Origin of the sequence: Anaerosalibacter sp. Marseille-P3206 (assembly GCF_900155565.1) — a bacterium.
Lineage (GTDB): Bacteria > Bacillota > Clostridia > Tissierellales > Sporanaerobacteraceae > FUHM01.
Map to the genome: position 1 here is coordinate 671,582 of NZ_FUHM01000002.1, position 23,495 is coordinate 695,076.

19 protein-coding genes are annotated in these 23,495 nt (G+C 30.6%); 2 read left to right on the forward strand and 17 right to left on the reverse strand.

Features of this window, described 5'->3' with window-relative positions; all coding sequences use genetic code 11:
• Positions 1-73 precede the first annotated feature (73 nt).
• Genes BQ9840_RS04580 through BQ9840_RS04590 form a run of 3 tightly spaced genes read right to left on the reverse strand, consistent with a single transcriptional unit; the run spans position 74 to position 2,406 of the window.
• Complete coding sequence (locus BQ9840_RS04580) at positions 74-1,147, reverse strand: ABC transporter permease subunit (RefSeq protein WP_077368519.1); 1,074 nt, start codon at positions 1,145-1,147, stop codon at positions 74-76.
• Positions 1,122-2,021, reverse strand: coding sequence for an ABC transporter ATP-binding protein (locus BQ9840_RS04585; RefSeq protein WP_077368521.1), 900 nt, complete (start codon positions 2,019-2,021; stop codon positions 1,122-1,124). The genes BQ9840_RS04580 and BQ9840_RS04585 overlap by 26 nt, the downstream gene beginning before the upstream one ends.
• The gene (locus tag BQ9840_RS04590; protein WP_077368523.1) at positions 2,014-2,406 is read right to left on the reverse strand and encodes a GntR family transcriptional regulator; all 393 of its coding nucleotides are present in this window, start codon (positions 2,404-2,406) and stop codon (positions 2,014-2,016) included. Before BQ9840_RS04590 ends, BQ9840_RS04585 begins: the two co-directional genes overlap by 8 nt.
• Before the next feature lie 191 nt (positions 2,407-2,597).
• Between BQ9840_RS04590 and BQ9840_RS04595 the strand changes: the two genes are divergently transcribed.
• Complete coding sequence (locus BQ9840_RS04595; protein ID WP_234978615.1) at positions 2,598-4,475, forward strand: ATP-dependent helicase; 1,878 nt, start codon at positions 2,598-2,600, stop codon at positions 4,473-4,475.
• Positions 4,476-4,601: 126 nt separating this feature from the next.
• Here the strand turns inward: BQ9840_RS04595 and BQ9840_RS04600 are convergent, their stop codons facing one another.
• The 13 genes from BQ9840_RS04600 to BQ9840_RS04660 all read right to left on the reverse strand — a co-directional run bounded on the left by BQ9840_RS04600 (position 4,602) and on the right by BQ9840_RS04660 (position 21,257).
• Complete coding sequence (locus tag BQ9840_RS04600; RefSeq protein ID WP_077368525.1) at positions 4,602-5,606, reverse strand: proline racemase; 1,005 nt, start codon at positions 5,604-5,606, stop codon at positions 4,602-4,604.
• Positions 5,607-5,617: 11 nt separating this feature from the next.
• On the reverse strand, positions 5,618-6,343 hold the full coding sequence (gene prdB / locus BQ9840_RS12935) for a D-proline reductase (dithiol) protein PrdB (RefSeq protein ID WP_077368527.1): 726 nt from the start codon (positions 6,341-6,343) through the stop codon (positions 5,618-5,620).
• A gap of 12 nt (positions 6,344-6,355) precedes the next feature.
• A complete protein-coding gene (locus tag BQ9840_RS04610; RefSeq protein WP_077368529.1) occupies positions 6,356-6,628 on the reverse strand; it encodes a CBO2463/CBO2479 domain-containing protein in 273 nt (90 codons plus the stop codon).
• On the reverse strand, positions 6,628-8,502 hold the full coding sequence (gene prdA, locus BQ9840_RS04615; RefSeq protein WP_077368531.1) for a D-proline reductase (dithiol) proprotein PrdA: 1,875 nt from the start codon (positions 8,500-8,502) through the stop codon (positions 6,628-6,630). Before prdA ends, BQ9840_RS04610 begins: the two co-directional genes overlap by 1 nt.
• Positions 8,503-8,841: 339 nt before the next feature.
• Positions 8,842-10,584, reverse strand: coding sequence for a sigma-54 dependent transcriptional regulator PrdR (gene prdR / locus BQ9840_RS04620; protein ID WP_077368533.1), 1,743 nt, complete (start codon positions 10,582-10,584; stop codon positions 8,842-8,844).
• A 254-nt stretch (positions 10,585-10,838) separates the two neighbouring features.
• Positions 10,839-11,912: a M24 family metallopeptidase gene (locus tag BQ9840_RS04625; RefSeq protein WP_077368535.1), complete on the reverse strand. Its 1,074-nt coding sequence runs from the start codon at positions 11,910-11,912 to the stop codon at positions 10,839-10,841.
• 19 nt (positions 11,913-11,931) lie between these two features.
• Positions 11,932-14,292, reverse strand: a complete 2,361-nt coding sequence (hypD, locus tag BQ9840_RS04630) for a trans-4-hydroxy-L-proline dehydratase (protein WP_077368537.1) — start codon at positions 14,290-14,292, stop codon at positions 11,932-11,934.
• The gene (locus BQ9840_RS04635) at positions 14,289-15,203 is read right to left on the reverse strand and encodes a glycyl-radical enzyme activating protein (protein WP_255371023.1); all 915 of its coding nucleotides are present in this window, start codon (positions 15,201-15,203) and stop codon (positions 14,289-14,291) included. Before BQ9840_RS04635 ends, hypD begins: the two co-directional genes overlap by 4 nt.
• A 269-nt stretch (positions 15,204-15,472) precedes the next feature.
• Positions 15,473-16,438, reverse strand: a complete 966-nt coding sequence (locus BQ9840_RS04640) for an ABC transporter ATP-binding protein (protein ID WP_077368541.1) — start codon at positions 16,436-16,438, stop codon at positions 15,473-15,475.
• Positions 16,431-17,471 (reverse strand): ABC transporter ATP-binding protein, encoded by a 1,041-nt coding sequence (locus BQ9840_RS04645; protein WP_077368543.1) that lies wholly within the window; start codon positions 17,469-17,471, stop codon positions 16,431-16,433. The genes BQ9840_RS04640 and BQ9840_RS04645 overlap by 8 nt, the downstream gene beginning before the upstream one ends.
• Positions 17,472-17,481: 10 nt before the next feature.
• Positions 17,482-18,438, reverse strand: coding sequence for an ABC transporter permease (locus tag BQ9840_RS04650; protein ID WP_234978616.1), 957 nt, complete (start codon positions 18,436-18,438; stop codon positions 17,482-17,484).
• 56 nt (positions 18,439-18,494) lie between these two features.
• Entirely contained in the window at positions 18,495-19,430 is a 936-nt protein-coding gene (locus BQ9840_RS04655) for an ABC transporter permease (RefSeq protein ID WP_077368545.1), read from the reverse strand.
• Between the two features lie 126 nt (positions 19,431-19,556).
• Positions 19,557-21,257, reverse strand: coding sequence for a peptide ABC transporter substrate-binding protein (locus BQ9840_RS04660; protein ID WP_077368547.1), 1,701 nt, complete (start codon positions 21,255-21,257; stop codon positions 19,557-19,559).
• Positions 21,258-21,643: 386 nt separating this feature from the next.
• On the opposite strand from BQ9840_RS04660, the gene BQ9840_RS04665 reads away from it, so the two are divergent.
• A complete protein-coding gene (locus BQ9840_RS04665; protein ID WP_077368549.1) occupies positions 21,644-22,228 on the forward strand; it encodes a helix-turn-helix domain-containing protein in 585 nt (194 codons plus the stop codon).
• Positions 22,229-22,269: 41 nt separating this feature from the next.
• Here the strand turns inward: BQ9840_RS04665 and BQ9840_RS04670 are convergent, their stop codons facing one another.
• The gene (locus BQ9840_RS04670) at positions 22,270-23,367 is read right to left on the reverse strand and encodes a GerMN domain-containing protein (RefSeq protein ID WP_077368551.1); all 1,098 of its coding nucleotides are present in this window, start codon (positions 23,365-23,367) and stop codon (positions 22,270-22,272) included.
• Between the last annotated feature and the right edge of the window lie 128 nt (positions 23,368-23,495).

The window sequence follows — 23,495 nt, forward strand, 5'->3', positions numbered from 1 at the left end:
TATACCACCAAAAAATGTTTTTAATCTTTTATGCTAATTTAAAAGGCTTCTTTTAAAAGAAGCCTTTTTTTATTTATTCTTTAATTCTATTAAACTTAATACTTAATTTTGATAAGTACCAACCTAGAAGTCCTCCGACTATATAGCCAAGAACAAGGAATATACTTTTATATGCATATACATGATAGGTTAAATCTTCAAATATCCAAACAGAAATAAGTCCCATCAAAAGTGCTGTACAAACAGTAACCCCTACTTTGAAAAATGTTTCTATGTTTTCAAACTCTAGAGTCTCTCCACTTCTCTCGATTTTGTTTTTGTCAAATAGTATCTTTGATATAATAAATAGTACAATTGATAATGTTATATAATAGATATAGTGTTTTGATCCTCTATAAGAGCTATTAAACACTTCAAAAAAGCTATACTCTGCTACCTTATCCCATATATCACTAAAACCACTTAATCTCCAAAATCCTGATCTAAGCCAGCAGCTTATATTAGAAAATAAAAGATAGGTAAATCCCATAGGAAATACTAAAAATATTGCTGTTAGAATAAATTGTGCAATAGTTGTTCCTGCTAATGTTCCAAACAAAAATGCAAAACTTAAAAAAGGTAATTGATAATAAATAAATTTAATAATCCAAGTTAACACTTGTATTGCTGAATAAAATATCCTCAAATTTGAATTTAAAACTAATGCTAAAAGCATTATTAAACCATTTAGTAAAAATGGAAAAACTATAGCTACTAGTGCTACCAATAATTTGCTAAAAAATATTTCATATCTGGTAAAAGGCATTGTAGACAATACTTCAAATGTCTTTCTCCTCTTTTCCTCTCCAAACAATATTGCTGCAACAACAACTGGAACAACTATTACGATAATTGGATAAAATTCATTTACATCTTCTAATTGATAATTTACATCACGTATACGGCTTTCCAGTATTTCATCTTCATTATACTCATAACCTTCACTTTCATAAAATGTAATTTCATCTTTATATCTTTGATATGCTGTAGTTATAGGTAATGTGGTTACAAAGAACATGATTATAGCAACAATAATAATAATTGGAATAATCATCTTTAAATCTTTTTTAAATAGAGATTTATTAAAGGGTAATGTCTTCAAATACATATCCTTCCCCTCCCATCTTATATATAAATATTTCTTCTAAGGACATATCGATAGTTTCAAGTAATATTGGATTATGCTTTTTAAGCAATTCTATAAATTCATCAATATTATCATTAGTAATTATCTGATATACCTTTCCTTTGTTTTCTATACTTAAAATAGCCTTGTGATTAACTATTTCCTCAGGTATACTATCTTTAAATGCTACCTGAATTTTTCTAACCTTAGTCTTTAGCTCATCTATATTTTCTTCTGCAAGTATTTTTCCATTATAAATTATTCCTATATGGTCACAAATACGTTCAAGTTCACCTAAATTGTGAGTAGAAATAAGTATTGTAGTTTCATTCATACTTACTTCCTCTACCAAAAGATTAAGCACTTCTCTTTTGATAACTGGGTCAAGTCCTGAAGTTGGCTCATCAAGTATAAGTACATTTGGCATTATAGATAAATTTAATAATAATGAAACTTGAGTTTTCATTCCCTTAGATAAATGCCTAATTTTTTTATTTTCATCTAACTTAAATAGTTTCTTTAAATTTTGATATCTTTCTTCATTCCACATAGGATAAGTGTTTTTATAAAACTCTTTCATCTCAGCGATTTTAAAATTTGGATAAAAGTATTGGTAATCAGAAACATATCCTATCCTAGATTTAACTTTAGTATTCTCTATTATATTTTCACCAGTTATAATTGCGCTTCCACTTTCAGGTTTATAAATTCCTACTAAACATTTAATAAGTGTAGTTTTTCCTGCTCCATTTGGACCAATAAGGCCATAGATAGAACCCTTCTTTACCTCTAGATTTACATTGTCTAATATTTTCACTCCACCTAAGTACTTATCTATATTTTCAGCTTTAATCATCTTTCTCCACCCCCTCTAATTCACTTATCAATTTTTCAATCAAATTACATATATCTTCTTTTGTAAGCCCCATATAATAGGCTTCAACTATTCCTTTTTTAAACAGTTCTGATACTTCCATTAATCTTTCCTCATCCTTTCTTGGCTGATAATCCTCTGAAACAAAAGTACCTCTACCTCTAATAGTAACTGTCACCTTTTGTCTTTCTAGCTCTTGATAAGCTTTTTGTATAGTATTAGGATTTAAAGTCAACATCTTTGCAAGTTCTCTAACAGAAGGTAGTTTTTCTCCAGGTTCTATTATTCCTTTCAAAATTCCTTCCTTCACTTCATCAATAATCTGTTCATATATTGGAGTACTACTTGTAGCATCTATATTTAACACTTTATCACCTCCACGTGTACAGTGTGTATTAGTTGTATTAGTACACTATAATCAGTATAGTTCACAAAAATATAAATGTCAAGATGTTTTTATTAGTCAATATTTATGTGAGTCAGGGGACGGTCACCTGACTCATTGCCTCCATTATTGTTAATGAAATAATAATATGATACAATCAAAAAGGTGATATTATGAAAATTGAATTAAATAAAAATCAGAAAAGTGCATCTCTTCATAAAGATGGTCCAGCTTTGGTATTAGCTGTACCAGGGGCAGGAAAAACTACTGTTCTAATTCAAAGAACACGAAACTTAATTAAAATGTATAATGTTGAGCCAAACGAAATTCTCTCTATAACTTTCAGTAGAGCTTCAGCTAATGACATGAGAGAAAGGTTTGATAGTATGTTTGGCTCTACTTGTTTTCAATCTGTAAAATTTTCTACTATTCATAGTTTTTCTTACACAATATTAAGAGAATATGCCTTTAGAAAAAATATCAAATACACATTAATTGAAGGTCAAAATCAATATACAAATAAAAATAAACTCCTAAAAAAAATCTATTATGATTTAAATGGAGAATATATAACAGAAGAAAATCTAGAAGGCATTGTAAATACCATTGGATATATAAAAAACATGATGTATACAATAGATGATTTCTTAGAAGAAAATAAAATTGATATAAAAAATTTCAAAGAAATATACAATATCTATGAAGACTATAAGTCAAAATACTATTTATTAGACTTTGATGATATGCTCTTATTTACATATAGAATACTAAAACAAGATAAATATTTACTCAATAAATATAGGAACAAATACTCGTATATACAAGTAGATGAAGGACAAGACACATCAAAACTTCAATTAGAAATAATAAAAACTATTGCTACTCCTAAGAACAATCTATTCATTGTTGCAGATGATGACCAATCTATATATGGATTTAGAGGAGCTTTTCCAAAGGGACTACTAAATTTTGATAAGGACTATCCAAATGCTAAGCTATTTTACATGGAAGAAAACTACCGCTCGTCTAAAAATATAGTAAATGTATGTAACAAATTTATAAAGCAAAATACCTTAAGATATAATAAAAATTTATTCACTAAAAATAAAATCTTAAAACCTATTCAAATAATTAGAGCTGAAACTGTACTTGATCAATATGAGTATTTGATAGGTGAATTAAAAAAATACAATGATTATCCAAATACAGCAATTCTATATAGAAATAATATCTCTGCCTTAGGTCTTATAGAGTACTTAGCAAAAAATGATATCCCTTTTTACATAAGAGATAAAAAGATTAACTACCACAATCAATGGATAGTAAAAGATATAGTTGAGTTTTTAAAACTTGCATATGATGATACAAATATACAGGCCTTTGAAAATATCTACTACAAGATGAGAGGATTTACATTTAAAAAGTATGTTAGTTTTGCAAAAACTTTAGATTACAATATGTCTGTATTTGATAGACTCCTTAAATATCCTAGATTAAATGAAGACTATGTAAAATTATATAATGAATTAAAAAGGGACTTTAAATATTTAGCAAAGCTAAATCCAAAAGATTCAATTGCGTTTATAGAAAGCAATTTGAAATATGAAAGATATCTTAAAGAAAACTCCATCAAATTTGGATATACTTATGATTCACTTAAAACAATACTGTTTGATTTAAAAATGATTGCAGAGAATACAGAAGATATAAATGAATTTTTAGGTCGCCTTAAATATTTAGATTATTTGATTAGTCAATCCTCTAAGGAAAGAAATGGTGTAACTTTAACTACAATTCACTCTGCAAAGGGACTTGAATTTAAAAATGTATATATGGTAGATTTAATTGATGGAGATTTTCCAACTTCTAATAGTATTGAAGCTTTTTTCAAAGGTAATCTCGATCTTTTAGAAGAAGAAAGAAGACTTTTTTATGTTGGAATGACTAGAGCTAAAGAAGTATTAGATCTTATAACTGTTAAATTTAGAAATGATAAAATAGTGGAGCCTTCTAGGTTCTTAGTTGAACTTGAAGAGTTGTTTAAAGAATAAGCTAATGTATATTAGTTAATGTATTACATTAACCTCTTTAGAACTGTAAAAATAGCCAATCTAGGGTTAAAGTTGAACTTTAACTTTAACAAAAAAATATAGAACGACTCCTGTCGTTCTATATTTTTATAATAAAAAGCCATCTTTAAATGGATCATCTGGATCAACTACAATTTGATTAAATCCTGTTATATATGCTCTTCCTGTAATTTCAGGAACAATTCCAGAATATTCTCCTATTTTTGTTTCTTTTACAACTCTTCCTCTAAATGTAGTTCCAGTAATACTTTCATATACAAATGGTTCATCTATACCGATTTTCCCTTTAGCATATAGTGTTGCTAATTTTGCACTGGTTCCAGTACCACAAGGAGAGCGGTCAACCTGTCCCATCCCAAATATTACTACATTTTTCAAATCTGCTCCTTTAGTTGAAGGTAAGTCATATATTTCTACTAAATCAATTGTTTTTATATGAGGCTTTTCTGGATGTAATATATTAACATCTCTGTTTAATATATCTCTTATAGCCATTCCAATATCTACTAGTTCATTAACATTTTCTAAATCTACCTTCATTCCCAATTCTTTTGCATTAACTAATGCAAAAAAACTTCCCCCAAAGGAGATATCTAATTTTACTTTTCCTACATTAGGTACTTCAATTTCTAGGTCTTCTTTGTATAGGAATGATGGAACATTAGTTATAGAAGTACCTTTAACTTTTCCGTTTTCTACTTCTACTCTAGCCTTTATAAGTCCAGCTGGAGCTTCTAATACTATTTCTGTCACAGGTTCTACCTTTTCAACCATGCCAGTTTCCACAAGCATAGTAGATACACCTATAGAACCATGTCCACACATGTTTAAGTAGCCTCCACCATCCATAAATATAACACCTATATCAGCCTCTTGACAAGTTGGTTGGGTGATTATAGCACCAAACATGTCCTTATGACCTCTTGGTTCATGCATTAGCATTGTCCTTATATGATCCATATTCTCTTCTAAGTATTTCTTTTTCTCTGGCATGGTGTTACCAGGTATTACAGGGAGACCACCTACTAGAATTCTAGTAGGCTCTCCCATTGTATGAGTGTCAACAACATTAATGCTCTTAACAAATTCCATGATATACCCTCCTATACCTTAGCTACATATTCGTAAGGTAAAGTTATTATCCTTCCAGGAGTCTCTATTTCTACTAATTGCTTTAATGTATCTTTAACTATTCCTGTTTGCATTGGTATATTGTTAGGTTCTCCAGCATTAGCTCCCATTGGTACTAATGGAGCTGTACATCTTGGTGTACCAGTTTGTCTTACAACAGGAGGAAGAGCAGCAATAATTATAGTTGGTATTCCTGCTTCCTCAATCGCTCTCTGCACAAGCACGGCAGAGCGGTGACAAGTACCTCACCCTCCTGTCATTATTACTCCGTCTACTCCTTCTTCCTTTAAGATTTGAGCTATTTCAGGTCCTGTATGTTCGATGAAGTATTGAACGTCTCCACCGCCACCCATGAAACCTATATGTTTCGGAGCTACACCTTTTATAAATCCTTCATCAGCTAGCTCTCTAAGTCTATCTATAGGGAACATACAATTTATATCTTTATTTACATCACTATTATCGTATCCACCATGAGATACCATTAAATCTTCTGATTTTACGTCACCAGGAACAATTCTATAGGAAGTATCTCCTGATAAATTAAATCTTTCATCAGATTTTAAATGCACACCTGCTGCTGTGGCTATAGCAATAACCATTTCATTTAATGGCTTAGTTACTGGAGTCCACACAGGTTGTGGTGTAATAGGTACATATATCTCAGATTGAATACCTTTTATCACTGTAAGACCCATCATTTTCCCTCCTTATAATTCACTACCGTTATCAATTCTTTTTTGAAGTTGTCTTTTTCCATATAAATAATGCTCATTTATTTCTTCATCAATAACCTCAGGATAGGTCATTAAAAATCCTACTATCTGTCCTTCTTTGAGATTATTTTCACTGATGACCATTCTTTTAGGAACCCTCATCTGTCCCATTCTTCCCTTAAAATCAATAACTACAGATCCATCAGTTACTTCTATTATTATACCTTCATAATATCTTTCTGAAGAAATATATTTAAGTTTATCCATTATTTTTCACCATCAAGGTCTTTTTCATATTTTCTTCTTCTCTTTTCACTCATTTTTAGAGAAGTTTCATTTTTAACAAGCTCTATCTTTCTACCAGTTTGTTCTTCAATTAATTTTATATTGTTTTTCTTAACTTCAGGATTGAACTTTCTTTCTGGAGCTACTACTTCTTCTCCAGCCATCTTAGTTTTTAACATGCTTAAAGCTCTTATAGCATCTTCATGGCATAGACAGTTATTACCTAATACTTCATTTTCAATACCTTGTCTTGACTTATTATTGTCAATCATAGCGTCCATATATTTGTTTCCTACAACAAGTTGTCCTTGAACTGCTGAGAATGTCATTCCAACTACTGATACATCTCTCATACCTATTTCTTCTATATGGCTAGCAAAATCAACGTGGTTGTTTCCAAAGCCTTCTGTTGTAACAATAGCTCCATCAACATCCATTGCTTCAATTGCCATTCCAAGAAGTTTTGATACATAGAATTTCTCAGTATTTGCTTGAGGTGAACCAACAAATACTACAGCTGCTAAATCTATTTCATCATCTTTCATTGCTTCTAATACTAATGGTTCTCTGAAATAATGTCTTGAAGTTTCTTTTGAAGCTGGCCCTATACAAGTTAATGCATGAATACATCCATCTAATACTTGTAATGGTGAAACTACTATAGGCACATTACCTAAGTCAACATTTGCCTTAGCTCCTATTACTCCTACAGGTTCTTGAGGAAGTATATAGTTATCATGCATAGCACCTTGTCCCATTATTTCTTTAACTATAACTACTTTCTTCTTGCCAGGTCTTCTCTTTTGAACAAATTCTTCATTTCTTACAACTAAACTTTCATCAGCTTTCTTCAAAGCTTCTCTTATTTCTTGTGTAATAAAGTCAGTAGCTTTGTGAGCAGCCATAGGTCCTGGTCTTTCCATGTTCTTACCAGCTTTTATTATTACATTTGTCTTTATAAATATTTCTCCCATTTCTGGTGAACCAGGTCTGCTCCACATGATATTTTCTTCAAGTATACCTTCTGATGAACCAAACTCACCTATTTGTACACCATTCACATCTGTTCCTGTTACCATGACAATTGCACCATCAATAACCCTAGTTACTCCTCCACCTACTTCGCCTTCTTCTTTTGTAGCTATAGGTTGAACATCCATGATAGTATCTGAATATTCATTGTATCTTTCAGGTGTTATGATATCTAAAGTCATACTTACTACTAAATCTTGTGTTTTTACAGCATCTTCACAAATACCTTCTCTTATATAAAGAGTTGTTCCATCTATTTTAGTTTCTTCTCCAAATTTTACTTCATCAATTTTGAAATACTTTCTTTCAAGTTTTCTTAATTCTTTTTCTTCTTGAACAACCTCTTCACTTTTGCTTTCTACTTGTGGCACTTCGATAGCTTCCACATTTTCAGCAAAGCCTTCTCCCATCATAGGATAAGGAATTTCAATATCTATATCTTTACCTTCTCCGATATGGATTTTAATGTTTCCAACACTAATTTCTTCTTGACTATTTGTGTTTGCAACTTTAATTTCTTTTTCTGGTGATTTTTCTTCTACTTCTTTACTTTCATCTTCACTTTCAATTTCAGTTATTCCTTCTAGTAAATCTTCTGTTAGGGGGGTAAGTGAATCTATTGTTTTTAAAAGTTTTGCTCCTAATACCTGTCCTATTTTAAGGGCATTTTCTGGTATTGTTACAAGTCCAGAGTCTTCTAAATCTGGAATTAAATTTGGATCTTCCAAATTTTCAGGACTAATAATAGTTCCTTCTTCAAATCTACAGCAAGTAACTGCATAAGAATTCTTATGCTCCATAGCTGTTTCCATTGTTATTGACATATTATCCCTCCAATCTATATTTTGTTATATTAATAACATGCTTAAATATCATATCACCCTCACCATATTATATTGCAATATTCATGCCAAAGAAATAGTTCCTGAAACATTGATTATTGATACCTTTTCAGGAACTAAAATATTTACTTATGACTATTTTTAGACTATTATTGTTTTTTTGCTTTGAATGCTTAAGTTTTCAAGGCAAAATCTTCGACTACATAAAGTCATTAGTCTATTATTAGTCGTGTATTTTACTTATTGCGATTTTTAAAAACAATATTTTTAAATTCTAAACAATCCCCTCTATTATTTTAACATATTATTTTATTAAATCAATTAATTATCCATTCCATATTTTTTAAGTTTAGAATGAAGTGTAGTCCTAGGTATATTCAAGAGTATAGACGCTTCTTTTTTGTTACCATTTGAAATTTCCAATGCCTTTTTTATAATATTTAATTCAAATTTAGCTAATGATTTATTTAAATCAAAACCATCAACATTATAATTATAAAAATCACTAAAGTCTCTCTTAATAATATATTTTGGCAGATGTTCTAACGAAATAACTCCATTATTACACATTATAGCCATGTGTTCTACAACATTTTTTAGTTCTCTTATATTTCCTTTCCACTCATTTTCAACTAGTATTTCCACAACATTGCTTTCTATTTTAGGTAGTGGTTTGTTATTTTCTTTACAAAATTCTTTCAAAAAATAATCTACTAAAGGAACAATATCTTCCTTACGTTCTCTTAATGGTGGCAATTTAATTTCAACTACATTTATCCTATAAAAGAGGTCTTCCCTAAATGTTTCTTCTTTTACCATCTCAAGTAAATCTTTATTGGTAGCAGAAATAATTCTCACATTTAATGGTATATACTTTTCTCCTCCTACTTTTCTTATCTTTTTGTCTTGTAGTACTCTTAGTAGTTTTCCTTGCATAGATAATGGCAAATCACCTATTTCATCTAAAAAAAGAGTCCCTTCATTTGCCAACTCAAAAAAACCACTTTTACCTTCCCTATTTGCCCCAGTAAAAGCTCCCCTAGTATATCCAAAGAACTCACTTTCAAATAATTCATAAGGTATAGCACTACAGTTTACTGGAACAAAATTTCCACTTAAACCACTGCAAAAATGTATTGCCCTCGCAAATTCTTCTTTTCCAGTACCACTTTCTCCTGTAATAAGTACTGAAACATTGGAAGGAGCTATCTGTTTAGAAATATTAATTTTCTCTTGAATCTTATTGCTACTTCCTATTATTCTTTTAAATGGTTCTTGAGCATAGCCTTTTATCTGTCTTTCCAATATCTCTAACTGTTGTCTTGCCTTATTCAATTCATTTTGCAGTTCTTCAACTTCACTTATATCTTTTTCTGTACTTACTACTCCATATAGTTTTCCATCTATAATAATAGGTGAAGCACTTATTATTACATGATATCCTTCCTTTGGAGAGTGATAGATGTTTTTAACACCCTCTTTTGTATCAGAAACCTTTAAATCCATAGCATTGGGAAAATATTTTTCTAATAGTTTTCCCTTAAGCTCAGTTTCACTAAAACCATAGAGTTTTTCTGCGTTTTTATTCCATATTACTATTCTTCCTTTACTATCAACAACGCATACTGCTTCGTGAATATTATCAAATATATGTTTTATAGCTAATTCTGCTTCTTCAACACCTTTATAAAAATAATCTCCAATATGTTCTTCTCTTAGAATACCTACAATTACTCCATTTTCCAAAACCAAAAGCCTTCTAATATTGTTTTTAATCATTATACTTCTACAATTAAATATACATTCATTAGAATCAACTGAAATAATATCTCTTGACATAATCCTATCTAATGACACTTTAGAAAAATCTTGACCCATTACTTTTTTAATATCTGACATAGTGACTATTCCACAAATATTATCTTCATCATATACTATTATTTCTTTTTTGATATTGTGAAGTAAATGCTCAACTGCAACATCTAAATTTTCTTCTCTATTCATTTTGAAAAAATCACTACTCATTACATCTTTAACTGGAATACTGTAGGATTGTAAAAACATATTAACACCTCTCTTATCTAATTAATAATAGTTTACACTATTTATAAATTAATCTCAATTTTATTGTTAATTTTTATAAAAATAGAAATACTATATTATGAGGATTGAACATTTTTAAGAAGGGAGTGCAAGAAGTGGCAAAAGATAAGAACAATAAAAAAGGTTCTAACAAAAAACAAAAAAGTAGTAAAGACAACAATAAAGAAGAAGGTTAGCAAAACCTCAGGCCAAAGCCTGAGGTTTTGTTAAGTAAATTATATTGTAATAAGTTCTTTAGGGGAATGTGTAATTATGTCTATTCCATCTTCTTTTATAACTACTGTATCTTCTATTCTTACACCGCCCCATCCTGGGATATATATTCCAGGTTCAACGGTTACAACAAAGTTTTCCTTAAGAACTGTAGTACAATTTACTCCCATAAAAGGAATTTCATGAAGTTCAAGTCCCAATCCATGACCTAATCCATGTCCAAAATACTTATTATACTCGCCCATGGACTCTCTTACTTTTTTGTCTACTTCTTCACCAGTGATACCTGCTCTTACTGTATCTAATCCTATTTGTTGCGCTTTCTTAACTAGATTATAAATCTTAAGTTGCTCTTCACTAGCTTCACCAACAACAACGGTTCTAGTCATATCAGAATGATATCCTTTGTATAATGCTCCAAAATCCATTGTCACGAAATCTCCATATTCAATAACCTTATCAGAAGGTTGCCCGTGAGGAAGAGATGTCTTCTTGCCAGATATAAATATGGTATCAAAACTAACATCTTCAGCTCCTAATTTCCTCATCTTATAGTCTAGTTCCAATGCTAATTCTATCTCTGTCATGCCAACTTTTATTTGTTTAAGTATATGTGAATATGCTTCATCTGCTATTTCTGACGCTTTCTTTATAAGGCTTATTTCTTCTTCATCCTTAATAATTCTTAATCCTTCAACTAAATAAGAAGTTGGTACCAATTCTATATCTTGAAGTTTTTTAGACATATTCTCATACATACTAAAAGTCAAATATTCCTTTTCAAATCCTATTCTCTTAACCCCATCCTTTTTTGCCAAATCATTTACTGTTTCCATAAGTGGCTTCCAAGGTGAAGTTGAACCATATCTTACAACATCAAAACCATCGCATTGAGCTTCTGCCTGTTCTGTATATCTAGAATCTGTAATGAAATAATTATTTTTACTTGTAATAAATACAAAAGAATCACAACCAGTAAATCTACTTATATACCTTACATTTGGTACAGTAACTAAGAAAAGCCCATCAATATTATTTTCATCCATTACTGTTTTTAATGCATCTATTCTTGACATCAAAACACCTCCAATTATATTAAAAGCTGTCATGTTCTGTACGATTAATAATCTCATTTTGTAACTCTGTATTTAAATCACAGAAATAATCACTATATCCTGCTACTCTTACAATTAAATCCTTGTACTTTTCAGGATACTTTTGTGCTTCCTTTAAGGTTTCAGCATTTACTACATTAAATTGAATATGATGACCACCCATTTTGAAATATGCTCTAACTAAATGCAACAAATTGTCTATTCCTTGTTCATCCTCTAATAACCTAGGTGTAAACTTTTGATTTAGAAGTGTACCACCAGTTTTTATATGATCCATTTTTGAAGCTGATTTAATAACTGCTGTAGGACCATATTGATCACGTCCCTGTACTGGAGAAATACCTTCAGATAGTGGTTCCTTAGCTTTTCTACCATCTGCAGTTGCTCCTAATACTGAACCAAAATAAACATGACATGTAGTAGGAAGCATATTTATTCTATACTGTCCGCCCTTCATATTCACTCTACCATTAACAGATTCATAGAACATATCAAATACTACTTTCATTATATCATCTGCATAGTCATCATCATTACCATACTTAGGAGTATGATTTATAAATCTACTTCTTATATCTTCATAGCCTGCAAAATCTGAATCTAGAACTTCTAGCAATTTGTCCATAGACAAATATTTTTCATCATAAACATTCTGCTTAATAGATGCTAAAGTATCTGTTATAGTTCCTATTCCTACCCCTTGAATGTAACTAGTATTGTATCTAGCTCCACCAGCATTGTAATCCATTCCATTTTTTATACAGTCATCAATTATTATTGATAAGAATGGACAAGGCATATATTTTTGGTATATCTTTTCAATCATATTGTTTCCTCTAATTTTTATATCTATAAAATGATTCAATTGTTTTTCAAAAGCTTTCATTAATTCTTCAAAAGTTTTAAATTCTCGTGGATCTCCAGTTTCGATCCCAAGTTTCTTTGAAGTAACAGGATCAACTCCATTGTGCAATGTTATTTCTAATACTTTGTTTAGATTAAAATATCCTGTCAATATATATGCCTCTTTTCCAAAAGCTCCAGTTTCAACACAACCGCTATTCCCACCACATCTGGCATCTTCTATAGACTTTCCTTGTCTTAGTAATTCTTCTACTACTGCATCTGCATTGAATATAGATGGTTGCCCCCAACCTTTTTTAATAATATGAAGGGCTCTTTTTAAGAATCTATCTGGATTTTTTTGACTAAGTTGAATATTTGAACTAGGTTGTAATAGTCTCATTTCATCTATAACATCTAAAACCATATAAGTTACATCGTTAACTCCATCTGAACCATCAGCTTTTAGTCCTCCACTATTTATATTAGCAAAATCTGTATAGGTACCACTTTCCTTTAAAGTAACTCCTACCTTTGGAGGTGCTGGATGGTTGTTGAATTTAACCCAGAAACATTGTAACAATTCCTTTGCTTCTTCTTCAGTCATTTTACCTTCTTCAATGTCTTTTTTGTAGAAAGGATATATATGTTGGTCTAATCTTCCTGGATTGAATGAATCCCAAGGATTTAATTCAGTTATGACTCCAACATGGACAAACCAATACATTTGAAGTGCTTCCCAAAATGATCTTGGTTTGTTAGCAGGTACATGTGAGCATATCTCACTAATCTTAAGTAGTTCTTCTTTTCTCTTTGCATTAAATTCCTTTTCAGCTAAAGCCTTTGCTGCCTCACTATATCTCTTTCCATACTCTATTATTGCATCACAACATATGAGCATAGCTTTAAGTTGCTCTTGTTTTTCATAAGAACTATCATCATTAAAATAATCAATTTTTGATAAACTTTCTTTTATCTCTTCTTTAAAATCTAAAAATCCTTTTTCGTATATTTTCCCATCTCCAGCAGTATGCCCTGGTGCTCTTTGCTCCATAAACTCAGTAAATACCCCTGCGAAATAACAATCTTTCCACTCATCAGTCATTTGATCAAATATTTTTTCTCTTATACTTTTGCCTTTCCAAAAAGGTATTATTTCCTCTTTTTGAATATTAGCTACTTCTTCCGATACTTGAAAAGAAATTTTTTCCCTATCATTGATCATTTTAAGATCTTCTAATGTATGACAGCATACTTCTGGATAAGTTGGAGTTCCCTTAGGTTTTTCTCCTCTTTCTCCTACTATTAACTCACCCTCATTAATACATATAGCTTTCTTCTCCATTATAGCCTTAAATGTTAAAGCTCTCAAAACAGGAGTTGAAACTTTTCCATAATACTCTTTATAAGTATCTGTTACGATTTTTGCCCTTTCAATTGACATAAAAGGTTGTGCATTAAGACTATTTTCTCTCAACAATCTAACTCTTTCATTCATTTGCTTAATCCCCCTCCCAAGATAATGTTAATTCCTTTTTTTAGAAACTGTTCAGCTACTATTGTCTTTTTATCTTCAGATAAAATTAATTTTTCTTGAATCTTATATTCTTTTCCTGTCCTAATATATTTTTCTCTTCCAAAATCATGATAAGGAAGAATATTAACTTCTCTAAATCCAAGACTAGCTAAAAACTCTGCAAATTGTTTTATATCTTCTATATCGTCATTTACTCCAGGTATTAATGGAATTCTTGGAGCAATCTTTGTTTTTTCATTAACAAGCTTCTGCATATTTTTAAGTATAATCTCATTTGATACACCCATATACTTTTTGTGTTTTTCATCATCTATAAGTTTAATATCATATAAAAATAAATCTACATACTCTACTAATTGTTTGAATTTATCCCATTCTCCGTACCCAGATGTATCAACAGTTACATGAATACCCTCTTTATTTAATAATTTTACCATACTTAATAAAAATTCAAACTGCATTAGAGGTTCTCCACCTGAAATAGTTACCCCTCCACCAGACTGATCAAAAAAGATAATATCCTTTTTTACTTCTTTAAATAACCATTCATCAGTAACTAATTTTCCCGCAAATTCCAATCCTCTAGTAGTACAATTTTCTACACATTTACCACATAGATTGCATTTTTCCCTGTCAAGTACAACTTTTCCATCTTTAATTGATAAAGCTTCTCTCTCACAAACTTTAACACAATTTCCACAGCCTATACATCTATTTTTGAAAACAAGTAATTCTCTATCTAAAAATTGTCCTTCTGGATTGTGACACCACCAACACTTAAGTGGACAACCCTTTAAAAAAACTGTGGTTCTTATTCCTGGACCATCATGAATAGAAAATCTCTGTATATTAAAAATATAACCTTCAGTCAAGAGATCACCTCTTTTAGTCATGTAATATTATTTAAGTATATTATATGTTATATTTAAAAATATTTCAATAATTTTCATATATATGAATTTTTACTCTTATGTAAGATATTATTATAAAATCATACAAATAAAATAAGCACAATTAATGTGCTTTTTAAAAATATCTTAGAAATAGGGGGAGAACAGTATCCTTTTTTGGATACTGTTCCGAGTTTAGTGTTTACACTAATATATTATTAAAATATTTAATAATCAAGAAATTAAAATAACTATTTTTGAATCAAATGACAAGCAACAAAATGTCCCTTCTCAACTTCACGAAGTTCGGGCATTTGTTTTTTACAAATTTCTTTTGCCACCTTACATCTAGACTCAAACTTGCAGCCTGGAGGTGGATTAATAGGACTTGGTATTTCACCCTCTATTGGTATTCTTTTTTTCTTTCTTTCTTCTTCAGGATCAGGTATTGGTATAGATGACAATAATGCCTTTGTATACGGATGTAGTGGATTTCTATAGAGCTCTTCACTTTCTGCAAGTTCAACTAAATGCCCTAGATACATTACTCCTACCCTATCAGAAATATATTTTACCATTGATAAATCATGAGCTATAAATAAATATGTTAAGTTTTTCTTTTTTTGCAATTCCATTAAAAGATTAACCACTTGTGCTTGGATTGAAACATCTAGAGCAGAAATTGGCTCGTCACAAACTATAAATTCAGGTTCTATAGCTAATGCCCTAGCAATTCCAATTCTCTGTCTTTGACCACCTGAAAACTCATGAGGAAATCTAGAAGCATGTTCTTTATTTAATCCAACTGTTTCAAGTAATTCAAAGATTTTATCCTTTCTTTCTTTTCCTCTATAAAGATGATGTATATCAATACCCTCTCCAATGATATCTTCAACAGTCATCCTAGGATTCAAAGAAGAATATGGGTCTTGAAATATAATTTGAGCCCTTTTTCTAAATTCTTTTTTCTCTTTTGAATTAAGTTTGTGAATATTTATACCATCAAACAAAACTTCTCCATCTGTAGCCCCATATAAACCTAATATAGTCTTTCCACAAGTAGTTTTTCCACAACCCGATTCTCCAACAAGACCTAGAGTTTCACCTCTATGAATATCAAAACTTATATCATCAACAGCTTTTACTGTTGCTTTTCTTCCAGCTTTAAAATGTTTTTTTAAATTGTTAACTTGAACTAATACTTCATTGTTATCCATTTAATTCACCCCTTTGTAGCAATAGCTCTGGAACATCACTAGTATCTGCTTTTTCGTGGTGTAACCAGCAGTAAGATTCATGATTCTCTCCAAAAGTTGTTGTAGCAGGATATTTCTCCCTACATATTTTCATTCCGTACTTACACCTTGCAGCAAAGGGACATCCAATTGGTGGATTAATTAAATCTGGAGGAGTTCCCGATAAGGAATATAATTTTTCTTTCTCATGAACATGTAACTTTGGTACAGATTTTAAAAGTGCAAAAGTATATGGGTGTTTTGGACTATAAAATATTTCATCTTTTGTTCCTTTTTCAACTATTTTACCAGCATACATTACTTGTATTCTATCTGCAACACTAGCCACTACACCTAAATCATGAGTTATTAAAATTACACCTGTATCCAATTCTTTCTTTAAATCATCTATCAAATCCATAATCTGCGCTTGAATAGTTACATCTAGTGCAGTTGTTGGTTCGTCTGCAATTAAAATATTAGGATTGCACGCAAGAGCAATTGCAATCATTACTCTTTGACGCATACCTCCCGAAAACTCATGAGGATATTGATTTAACCTTTCCTTAGCATTTGGCATCTTAACAAGCTCTAACATTTTAAGTGCACGTAATTGAGCTTCTCTTGGCGATACATTCTCATGGATGATAATACTCTCAGCAATTTGTTTACCTATTTTCATAGTAGGATTTAAAGATGTCATTGGATCCTGAAATATCATAGAAATTTCTCTGCCTCTAACTTTAACCATCTCTGATTCACTCAATTGAAGAAGATTTGTCCCTTTAAAATTGACTTCTGAATTTTCTCTGTCAATTATAGTCTGAGAACTTGGTAATAATCCCATAATTGCCTTAGAAGTAACAGTCTTCCCACAACCAGATTCTCCAACAATAGCAAGTGTTTCACCTTTATCCAAATGAAAATCAACACCCCTAACCGCTTTTACAATTCCTGCATAAGTCTTAAATGAGACATTTAAGTTTTTTATTTCCAAGATTCTTTCACTATTCATATAATTTCACCTACTCCCTCAATTTTGGATCTAATGCATCTGAAAGGCCATCACCAATTAAATGAAATGATAATGTAGTAATAACAATCATTAAACATGGGAAAAACAATTCATGAGGATAAAACATTAATCTCAACTGTCCCGCTGAAGCTAATGACCCCCAACTAACTTCAGGTGGCCTAACTCCTATCCCAATATAACTAAGGAATGCCTCTCCAAAAATAAATCCTGGTACTGACATTGTGATGTCAACCATTATAATTCCCAATACATTTGGTAAGAGATGCTTAAAAATAATTCTATTCATATCTGCACCCAATGCAACTGCAGCTTCTATATAATCATTCTCTTTTATTTGTAGCACTTGACCTCTAACCATACGAGTAGTACCAACCCAAGATGTAATACTCATTGCAAATACTAAAGAAAATATACTTCTTCCCATCACCAAGGTTAGTATTATAACAATAATTAAATACGGTAGATTTCCAATAAATTCACAAACTCTCATTATAAGATTGTCTACCCAACCACCTTTTAATCCTGCAATTACACCTAAAAGTGCACCAATAACAAACATTACAAGTGTACAAAGAAGACCTATTAATATAGAGATCCTTCCACCTACACACACTCTTGTAAAAATGTCTCTACCCATATCATCTGTACCAAACCAATACTCGGAATTTGGTTTTAAGTTTTTAACAGAAGAATCTATATATTGATAGTCTTTGCCTGAAATTGTAGGCCCTAAATATAAAGTAACAATTACTGCTACTAATAAAATTAACCCTACTATAGCTAATTTGTTTTCTTTGAATCTCCTCCATACATCAGCCCAATATGTTATTGAAGGCTTGTTTAGTTTTTCAGAAGATAGTCCTTCAGTACCCACTCTTTCAAACATATCATCTGTTAAAGCTACATCACCTTCAGATACATCTATATTGTCATTTATAATATCCACGTTACTACCTCCCTTACTTTTTCAGGGTAATCTACAAAACTTACCTTTTATAATCATTAATCTTCAGAACTTGCAATTCTAATCCTTGGATCAACAATTCCATACATAATGTCTACAATAATCAATGATAAAACATATAATGCTGCAAAAAATATAGTAAATCCTAATATCATAGTATAGTCATTGTTTGTAACAGCATTAACATAGTAAGAGCCAAGACCTGGTATTGAGAATATCCTCTCAATTACAAAAGAACCTGCAAATATGCCTGCAATTGCAGGACCAGTCATAGTAACAATAGGAATCATAGAATTCCTCATAATATGCTTTCCAATAACTCTTCCCTTTTTACATCCTTTTGCCTTTGCAGTAAGAATGTAATCTTCATTGATTACAGAAAGGGTACTGCTTCTCATAAATTTTGTATAACTTGCAATACCACCAATAGCATATGCTAATACAGGTAAGATATAATGCTTCAACTCACCCCAACCAAATACAGGAGCTAGACCCCACTTAAAAGCTAAAAAGTATTGAAGTAATGCCGCAGATACAAAACTTGGTACACATATAGCTAACACTACAAGAACCCTTATCACATGATCAGGCACCTTACCCCTATTAATAGCTGATATTAACCCCAATAAAACACCTATAGTAATTTGAAGTGCCAAAGCAATAATACCTATCTTTGCTGAAATTGGAGCATTTTTCTTTATGATATCATTTACAGATTTTCCAGTATATACTATAGATTCTCCAAAATCCCCTTTTGTTAGAAGGTTTTTCATGTATATGCCATACCTAACAACCACAGGCTTATCAAGTCCATATTTTGTACGAATTACTGCTTGTGCCTTTTCAGGCATTTGTCCTACTTTTGATGCAATAGGGTCTCCTGGAGCACCTGCTATTAAGAAAAATGTTGCTGTTACAAGTAAAAATAAAGTAAGTAAACCATAAAACGTTCTCTTAAGAATAAACTTAAACATAACTTCACCCCTCATCATATACTGATACAACATTTTGATAAACAAGACATAAATTGATCATGTCTTGTTTATCAATAAATTTAATTTTTACAAATTGAAATTCTCTTAAGCTATATTTATTTATTCTTATTCCATAAATATCTTAGTATAATCTACTCCAGCATTGGGACTTAAAACATAGCCCTTTAAATAATTAGCTTTATAATATGTTCCTACTGCACAATAAACAGGTGAAATAACTCCTGTACCAACTAATATCTTTTCTGCTTCATAGAATAATTCTGCTCTTTCCTTATCATCAGTGCTCAAAGATGCCTTTTCTATTAATTCATGATACTTATCAGCATCAGGACCAGTCCATCCTGATTTTTTGCTATTAAAGTATCCATTAACAGGATCATATATACTTAATAATGTACTAGGATCATTGTAATCAGGACTCCAGCCAGCAGTACATATATCATAATCTCCTTCATCAACCTTATCCCACATGATATTCCATTCCATCATATCGATAGTAATTGTAACACCTAATTTTTCTTGCCATTCTTGCAACAGCCACTCTGCTGACTTTTTAGAATATTCAGAAGTTCCTCTTGTTGCATATCTAACTTCCATCTTTGATGGATCTGGATCAAGTCCTTCTTCTTTAAGTCCTTCTATTAAAAGTTCCTTTGGATCTGGATATTCTTTTTCCAAATCTTTTAATATATTAATATCTTCATCAATCATATCTTTATATAGATTTTCACCACAGTTAATAACCTCTGGTACCAAAGAATAAAGTGGTGAAGAAGCACCATGATTTAAGTCTTCATTGTATTTATCTCTATCTATTGCTAAAGAAAATGCCAATCTTATTTTTGGATTCTTAAAGTATTTGTTTGAACAATTAAATCCATAAAACTCAGGCGCATTATCTACTAATTCAAATTTTGTATATTTATCTCCTTCTGTTTCAATTTTTCCTTGCCAGTCAGGATCAGTTGTTCCTACAAAATCAGTATCTCCAGAAAGTAATGCTTGAACTGCAGCAGATGGTTCTTCAACAATATATCTATTAATCTTTTCAAGTTTTACACTTTCTGCATCCCAATACTTATCATTTTTCACAAAAACCATCTTAACATTTGGTTCCCAAGTTTCAACGTTGAATATTCCATTGGTTACCATTTTATCTACTGAAGAACCATATTCTTCTCCCCATTCTTCATACTTGTCCTGTCTAATTGGCTTTGCTCGATCAAGTAATTGAACAAAATATGAACATGGTTTAGTCAATGTAAATTCAACTGTTTTTTCATCAACAGCTTTTACACCAATATCCTCTGGGTTTTTTCCTTCTTCATAATGTGCTTCTGTAAAATTAAGAATAATACCATCAAATAACCAAGCATTGGTAGATCCTACTGCTGGTGTAGCCATTTGTCTGAATGTATAAACAAAATCGTCTGCCTTTACAGCTTCTCCATCATTCCATACAGCATTATCTCTAATCTTAAAAGTATATACAGTACCATCGTCATTCATTGACCAGTCTTCTGCAACTCCTGGCTTTATTGTTGCGACACCGTTTTCATCAGATACATAGTAAACTAAACTTTCAAGAATCATTCTTTGTACTCCATAATCAGGTTCTGTTGTATTAGTTATTGGGTTCAATCCTGTAGGCTCATCTAAAGTACTAAATCTATATATTTGTTCTCTACCTTCTCCACCACCAGTATTTTCCCCGCCAGTTGTAGATTCCTTGCCACAACCTGCTAGTAATCCCATACACAATAATACACTCATTACTAATGAAATAATCTTTTTAGTTTTCCCCATAATTACCCTCCTATTTGATGTTACTTTTTTCTTAACATTTAAATTTTTCTGATATTTATGCTTTTACTTCAAATAATTATGATATACTTCCCCCCTTTAATTTTTCTACAATACAAAATTTTCAGTTATTTTTAAGTATTTTTAAAAATGCGAATATTAGTTTATAACTTTAGTATAATATAGAATTAAATTTTTTTCAATACAAAACCACTATATTTTTCACAAAAATGAATAATTTGCTTAACATTTTTGATATTTGCAAATTATATTCATCAAATTATAATGATTTTCATAAGTATTATAAATTATTTATTGAATCAACCACCTTTTAATGGTAATATAATAGATGTATACAATATGCAGGCATTTATTAATGGAGGTTAAAAATGGGTCAAGAAATTGGAGAGAAGCTTAAAGAATTAAGAACATCACAAAAAATGACACTAAAAAAACTAAGCGAACAAACTAATTTATCAATAGGGTATTTATCTCAACTTGAAAGAGGGCTGACTTCTGTTGCCATATCTTCTTTAGAGAATATTGCAACAGCCTTAGGGGTAAGCTTAAGTCATTTTTTCGAACCCCCTTCTACTAATAAAAATAGAATAACACGAAGCTTTGAACAAAAATTATCTATTATTGAAAATTCTAGATTTATATATCACAATATAGGAAATGATAAAGAAACAGAAAATATGTCTCCTTTTATCATTACAATACTTCCAAATTACACACATGAAGAGGTTATTCCCTATTCCCACGAAGGAGAAGAATTTGTTTATGTATTAGAAGGTATTCTAAGTGTTTTTTTAGAAAATCAAAGATATGAACTCTATCCAGGGGACAGTATGCATATAAAATCTACATTAAGACACAATTGGGATAACTATACTAACAAATTAGTTAAAATATTATGTAATTATTCTCCTAAGATGTTTGAATTAAAAGACCGAGCAAATATTAATTATTAAACCAAAAAGAACAACTTTTAAAAAGTTGTTCTTTTTTATAACTATTTTAATTCAATTATATCTGTCTCATCTGTAGTAAAGTACTCATTTTCTCTGATTTCATAATGCCCAGAGCTGTAAGGATTGCCTTCTGTAGATATATAAACTTTATTTACTCCATAGTAACTACCAAGAGTGTTTACAATACTGTTTAAAAATTGAGTTTCTTGAGAACTTCCAGCATTCATCTCTTGAATTAATTCTTTAGAAAAATCTATTCTTACTATACCTTCATCTTTATTAAGTACAATAGAATTAATTTTTGTGTTTTGCGAAATAGGTGAAATTACTTTTTGTGATGGAGGATTTTTAAAAGTTCTCTCAATCAATTCTTCCACTTTGTCATTTGTTCTAATTTGTACATCTATATCTGTATATGCTATATTTAAATCTGTTGAAGTTGGATAGTAAAACCTCACACTTTGATTAAGTCCATAATCTTCTTTTAAATCCTGAAGAAGTGTTTTTACCTCATAATCACCATCTTTGTAAATACTCGCTACAAGTCCTATTCCTTGTGCGTAGTAGTCTAACTGTTTAATATTGTTTCCTAACTCAGTTGTAACTTCTAGAGCTTTTAACTTGTTGTATGGAGTTTCTATTTCAACATTATAACCAGTGATAGTTCTTTTGTTTCCGTTTTTTAATCCCCAAGTAGAACCTACTTTTAATGGTTCTTTTAATACCACTTCATAACTTTCTTCTTTTTCTACAGTATCAAGTAAGTTTTCAGTATGATAGACTTCACCTTCAGAATATATTTCTCTCAATTCTCCATCTTTATATTCAAGTATCGTAACCATATTTGTCCCTGGGTTCATAGTTTTAAGCTGAGCTCTATCATCACTAATGTATTCAAAATATGTCTTCATTTCTGCGTACTCATTGCCTTCACCTTTGTAAGAGTAAAGTGTATTCTCTTTAAATGGAAAATAGTCTGAAATACTAGTAGATACTTCTATCTCTTCTTCTGCTTTTTTGTTTTCTTCAACTTTTTCTTGATCTTTTTGAATATCATCTTGTCCATTCGTATTAGTACATCCCGTAACTAAAGTAGTTACTAAAATCAATATTAAAAATATATTAATTATTTTCTTCATGAATATTCACTCCTTAAACATTTAAACTCATATTTAACTATATATTTCCATATTACATCAGTTATTATTCTTTTTTAATATTATATCATCTTTTATGTATAAAGAAAACAAAAGCCTTGTAGTAAAAT

What these genes read in the sequence shown, in the direction of transcription:
- BQ9840_RS04580 (WP_077368519.1), bottom strand. Translation starts at nt 1,147, where the DNA reads ATGTATTTGAAGACATTACCCTTTAATAAATCTCTATTTAAAAAAGAT.
- BQ9840_RS04585 (WP_077368521.1), bottom strand. Translation starts at nt 2,021, where the DNA reads ATGATTAAAGCTGAAAATATAGATAAGTACTTAGGTGGAGTGAAAATA.
- BQ9840_RS04595 (WP_234978615.1), top strand. Translation starts at nt 2,598, where the DNA reads ATGAAAATTGAATTAAATAAAAATCAGAAAAGTGCATCTCTTCATAAA.
- BQ9840_RS04600 (WP_077368525.1), bottom strand. Translation starts at nt 5,606, where the DNA reads ATGGAATTTGTTAAGAGCATTAATGTTGTTGACACTCATACAATGGGA.
- BQ9840_RS04610 (WP_077368529.1), bottom strand. Translation starts at nt 6,628, where the DNA reads ATGGATAAACTTAAATATATTTCTTCAGAAAGATATTATGAAGGTATA.
- prdA (WP_077368531.1), bottom strand. Translation starts at nt 8,502, where the DNA reads ATGTCAATAACAATGGAAACAGCTATGGAGCATAAGAATTCTTATGCA.
- prdR (WP_077368533.1), bottom strand. Translation starts at nt 10,584, where the DNA reads ATGTTTTTACAATCCTACAGTATTCCAGTTAAAGATGTAATGAGTAGT.
- BQ9840_RS04625 (WP_077368535.1), bottom strand. Translation starts at nt 11,912, where the DNA reads ATGTCAAGAATAGATGCATTAAAAACAGTAATGGATGAAAATAATATT.
- hypD (WP_077368537.1), bottom strand. Translation starts at nt 14,292, where the DNA reads ATGAATGAAAGAGTTAGATTGTTGAGAGAAAATAGTCTTAATGCACAA.
- BQ9840_RS04640 (WP_077368541.1), bottom strand. Translation starts at nt 16,438, where the DNA reads ATGGATAACAATGAAGTATTAGTTCAAGTTAACAATTTAAAAAAACAT.
- BQ9840_RS04645 (WP_077368543.1), bottom strand. Translation starts at nt 17,471, where the DNA reads ATGAATAGTGAAAGAATCTTGGAAATAAAAAACTTAAATGTCTCATTT.
- BQ9840_RS04655 (WP_077368545.1), bottom strand. Translation starts at nt 19,430, where the DNA reads ATGTTTAAGTTTATTCTTAAGAGAACGTTTTATGGTTTACTTACTTTA.
- BQ9840_RS04660 (WP_077368547.1), bottom strand. Translation starts at nt 21,257, where the DNA reads ATGGGGAAAACTAAAAAGATTATTTCATTAGTAATGAGTGTATTATTG.
- BQ9840_RS04665 (WP_077368549.1), top strand. Translation starts at nt 21,644, where the DNA reads ATGGGTCAAGAAATTGGAGAGAAGCTTAAAGAATTAAGAACATCACAA.
- BQ9840_RS04670 (WP_077368551.1), bottom strand. Translation starts at nt 23,367, where the DNA reads ATGAAGAAAATAATTAATATATTTTTAATATTGATTTTAGTAACTACT.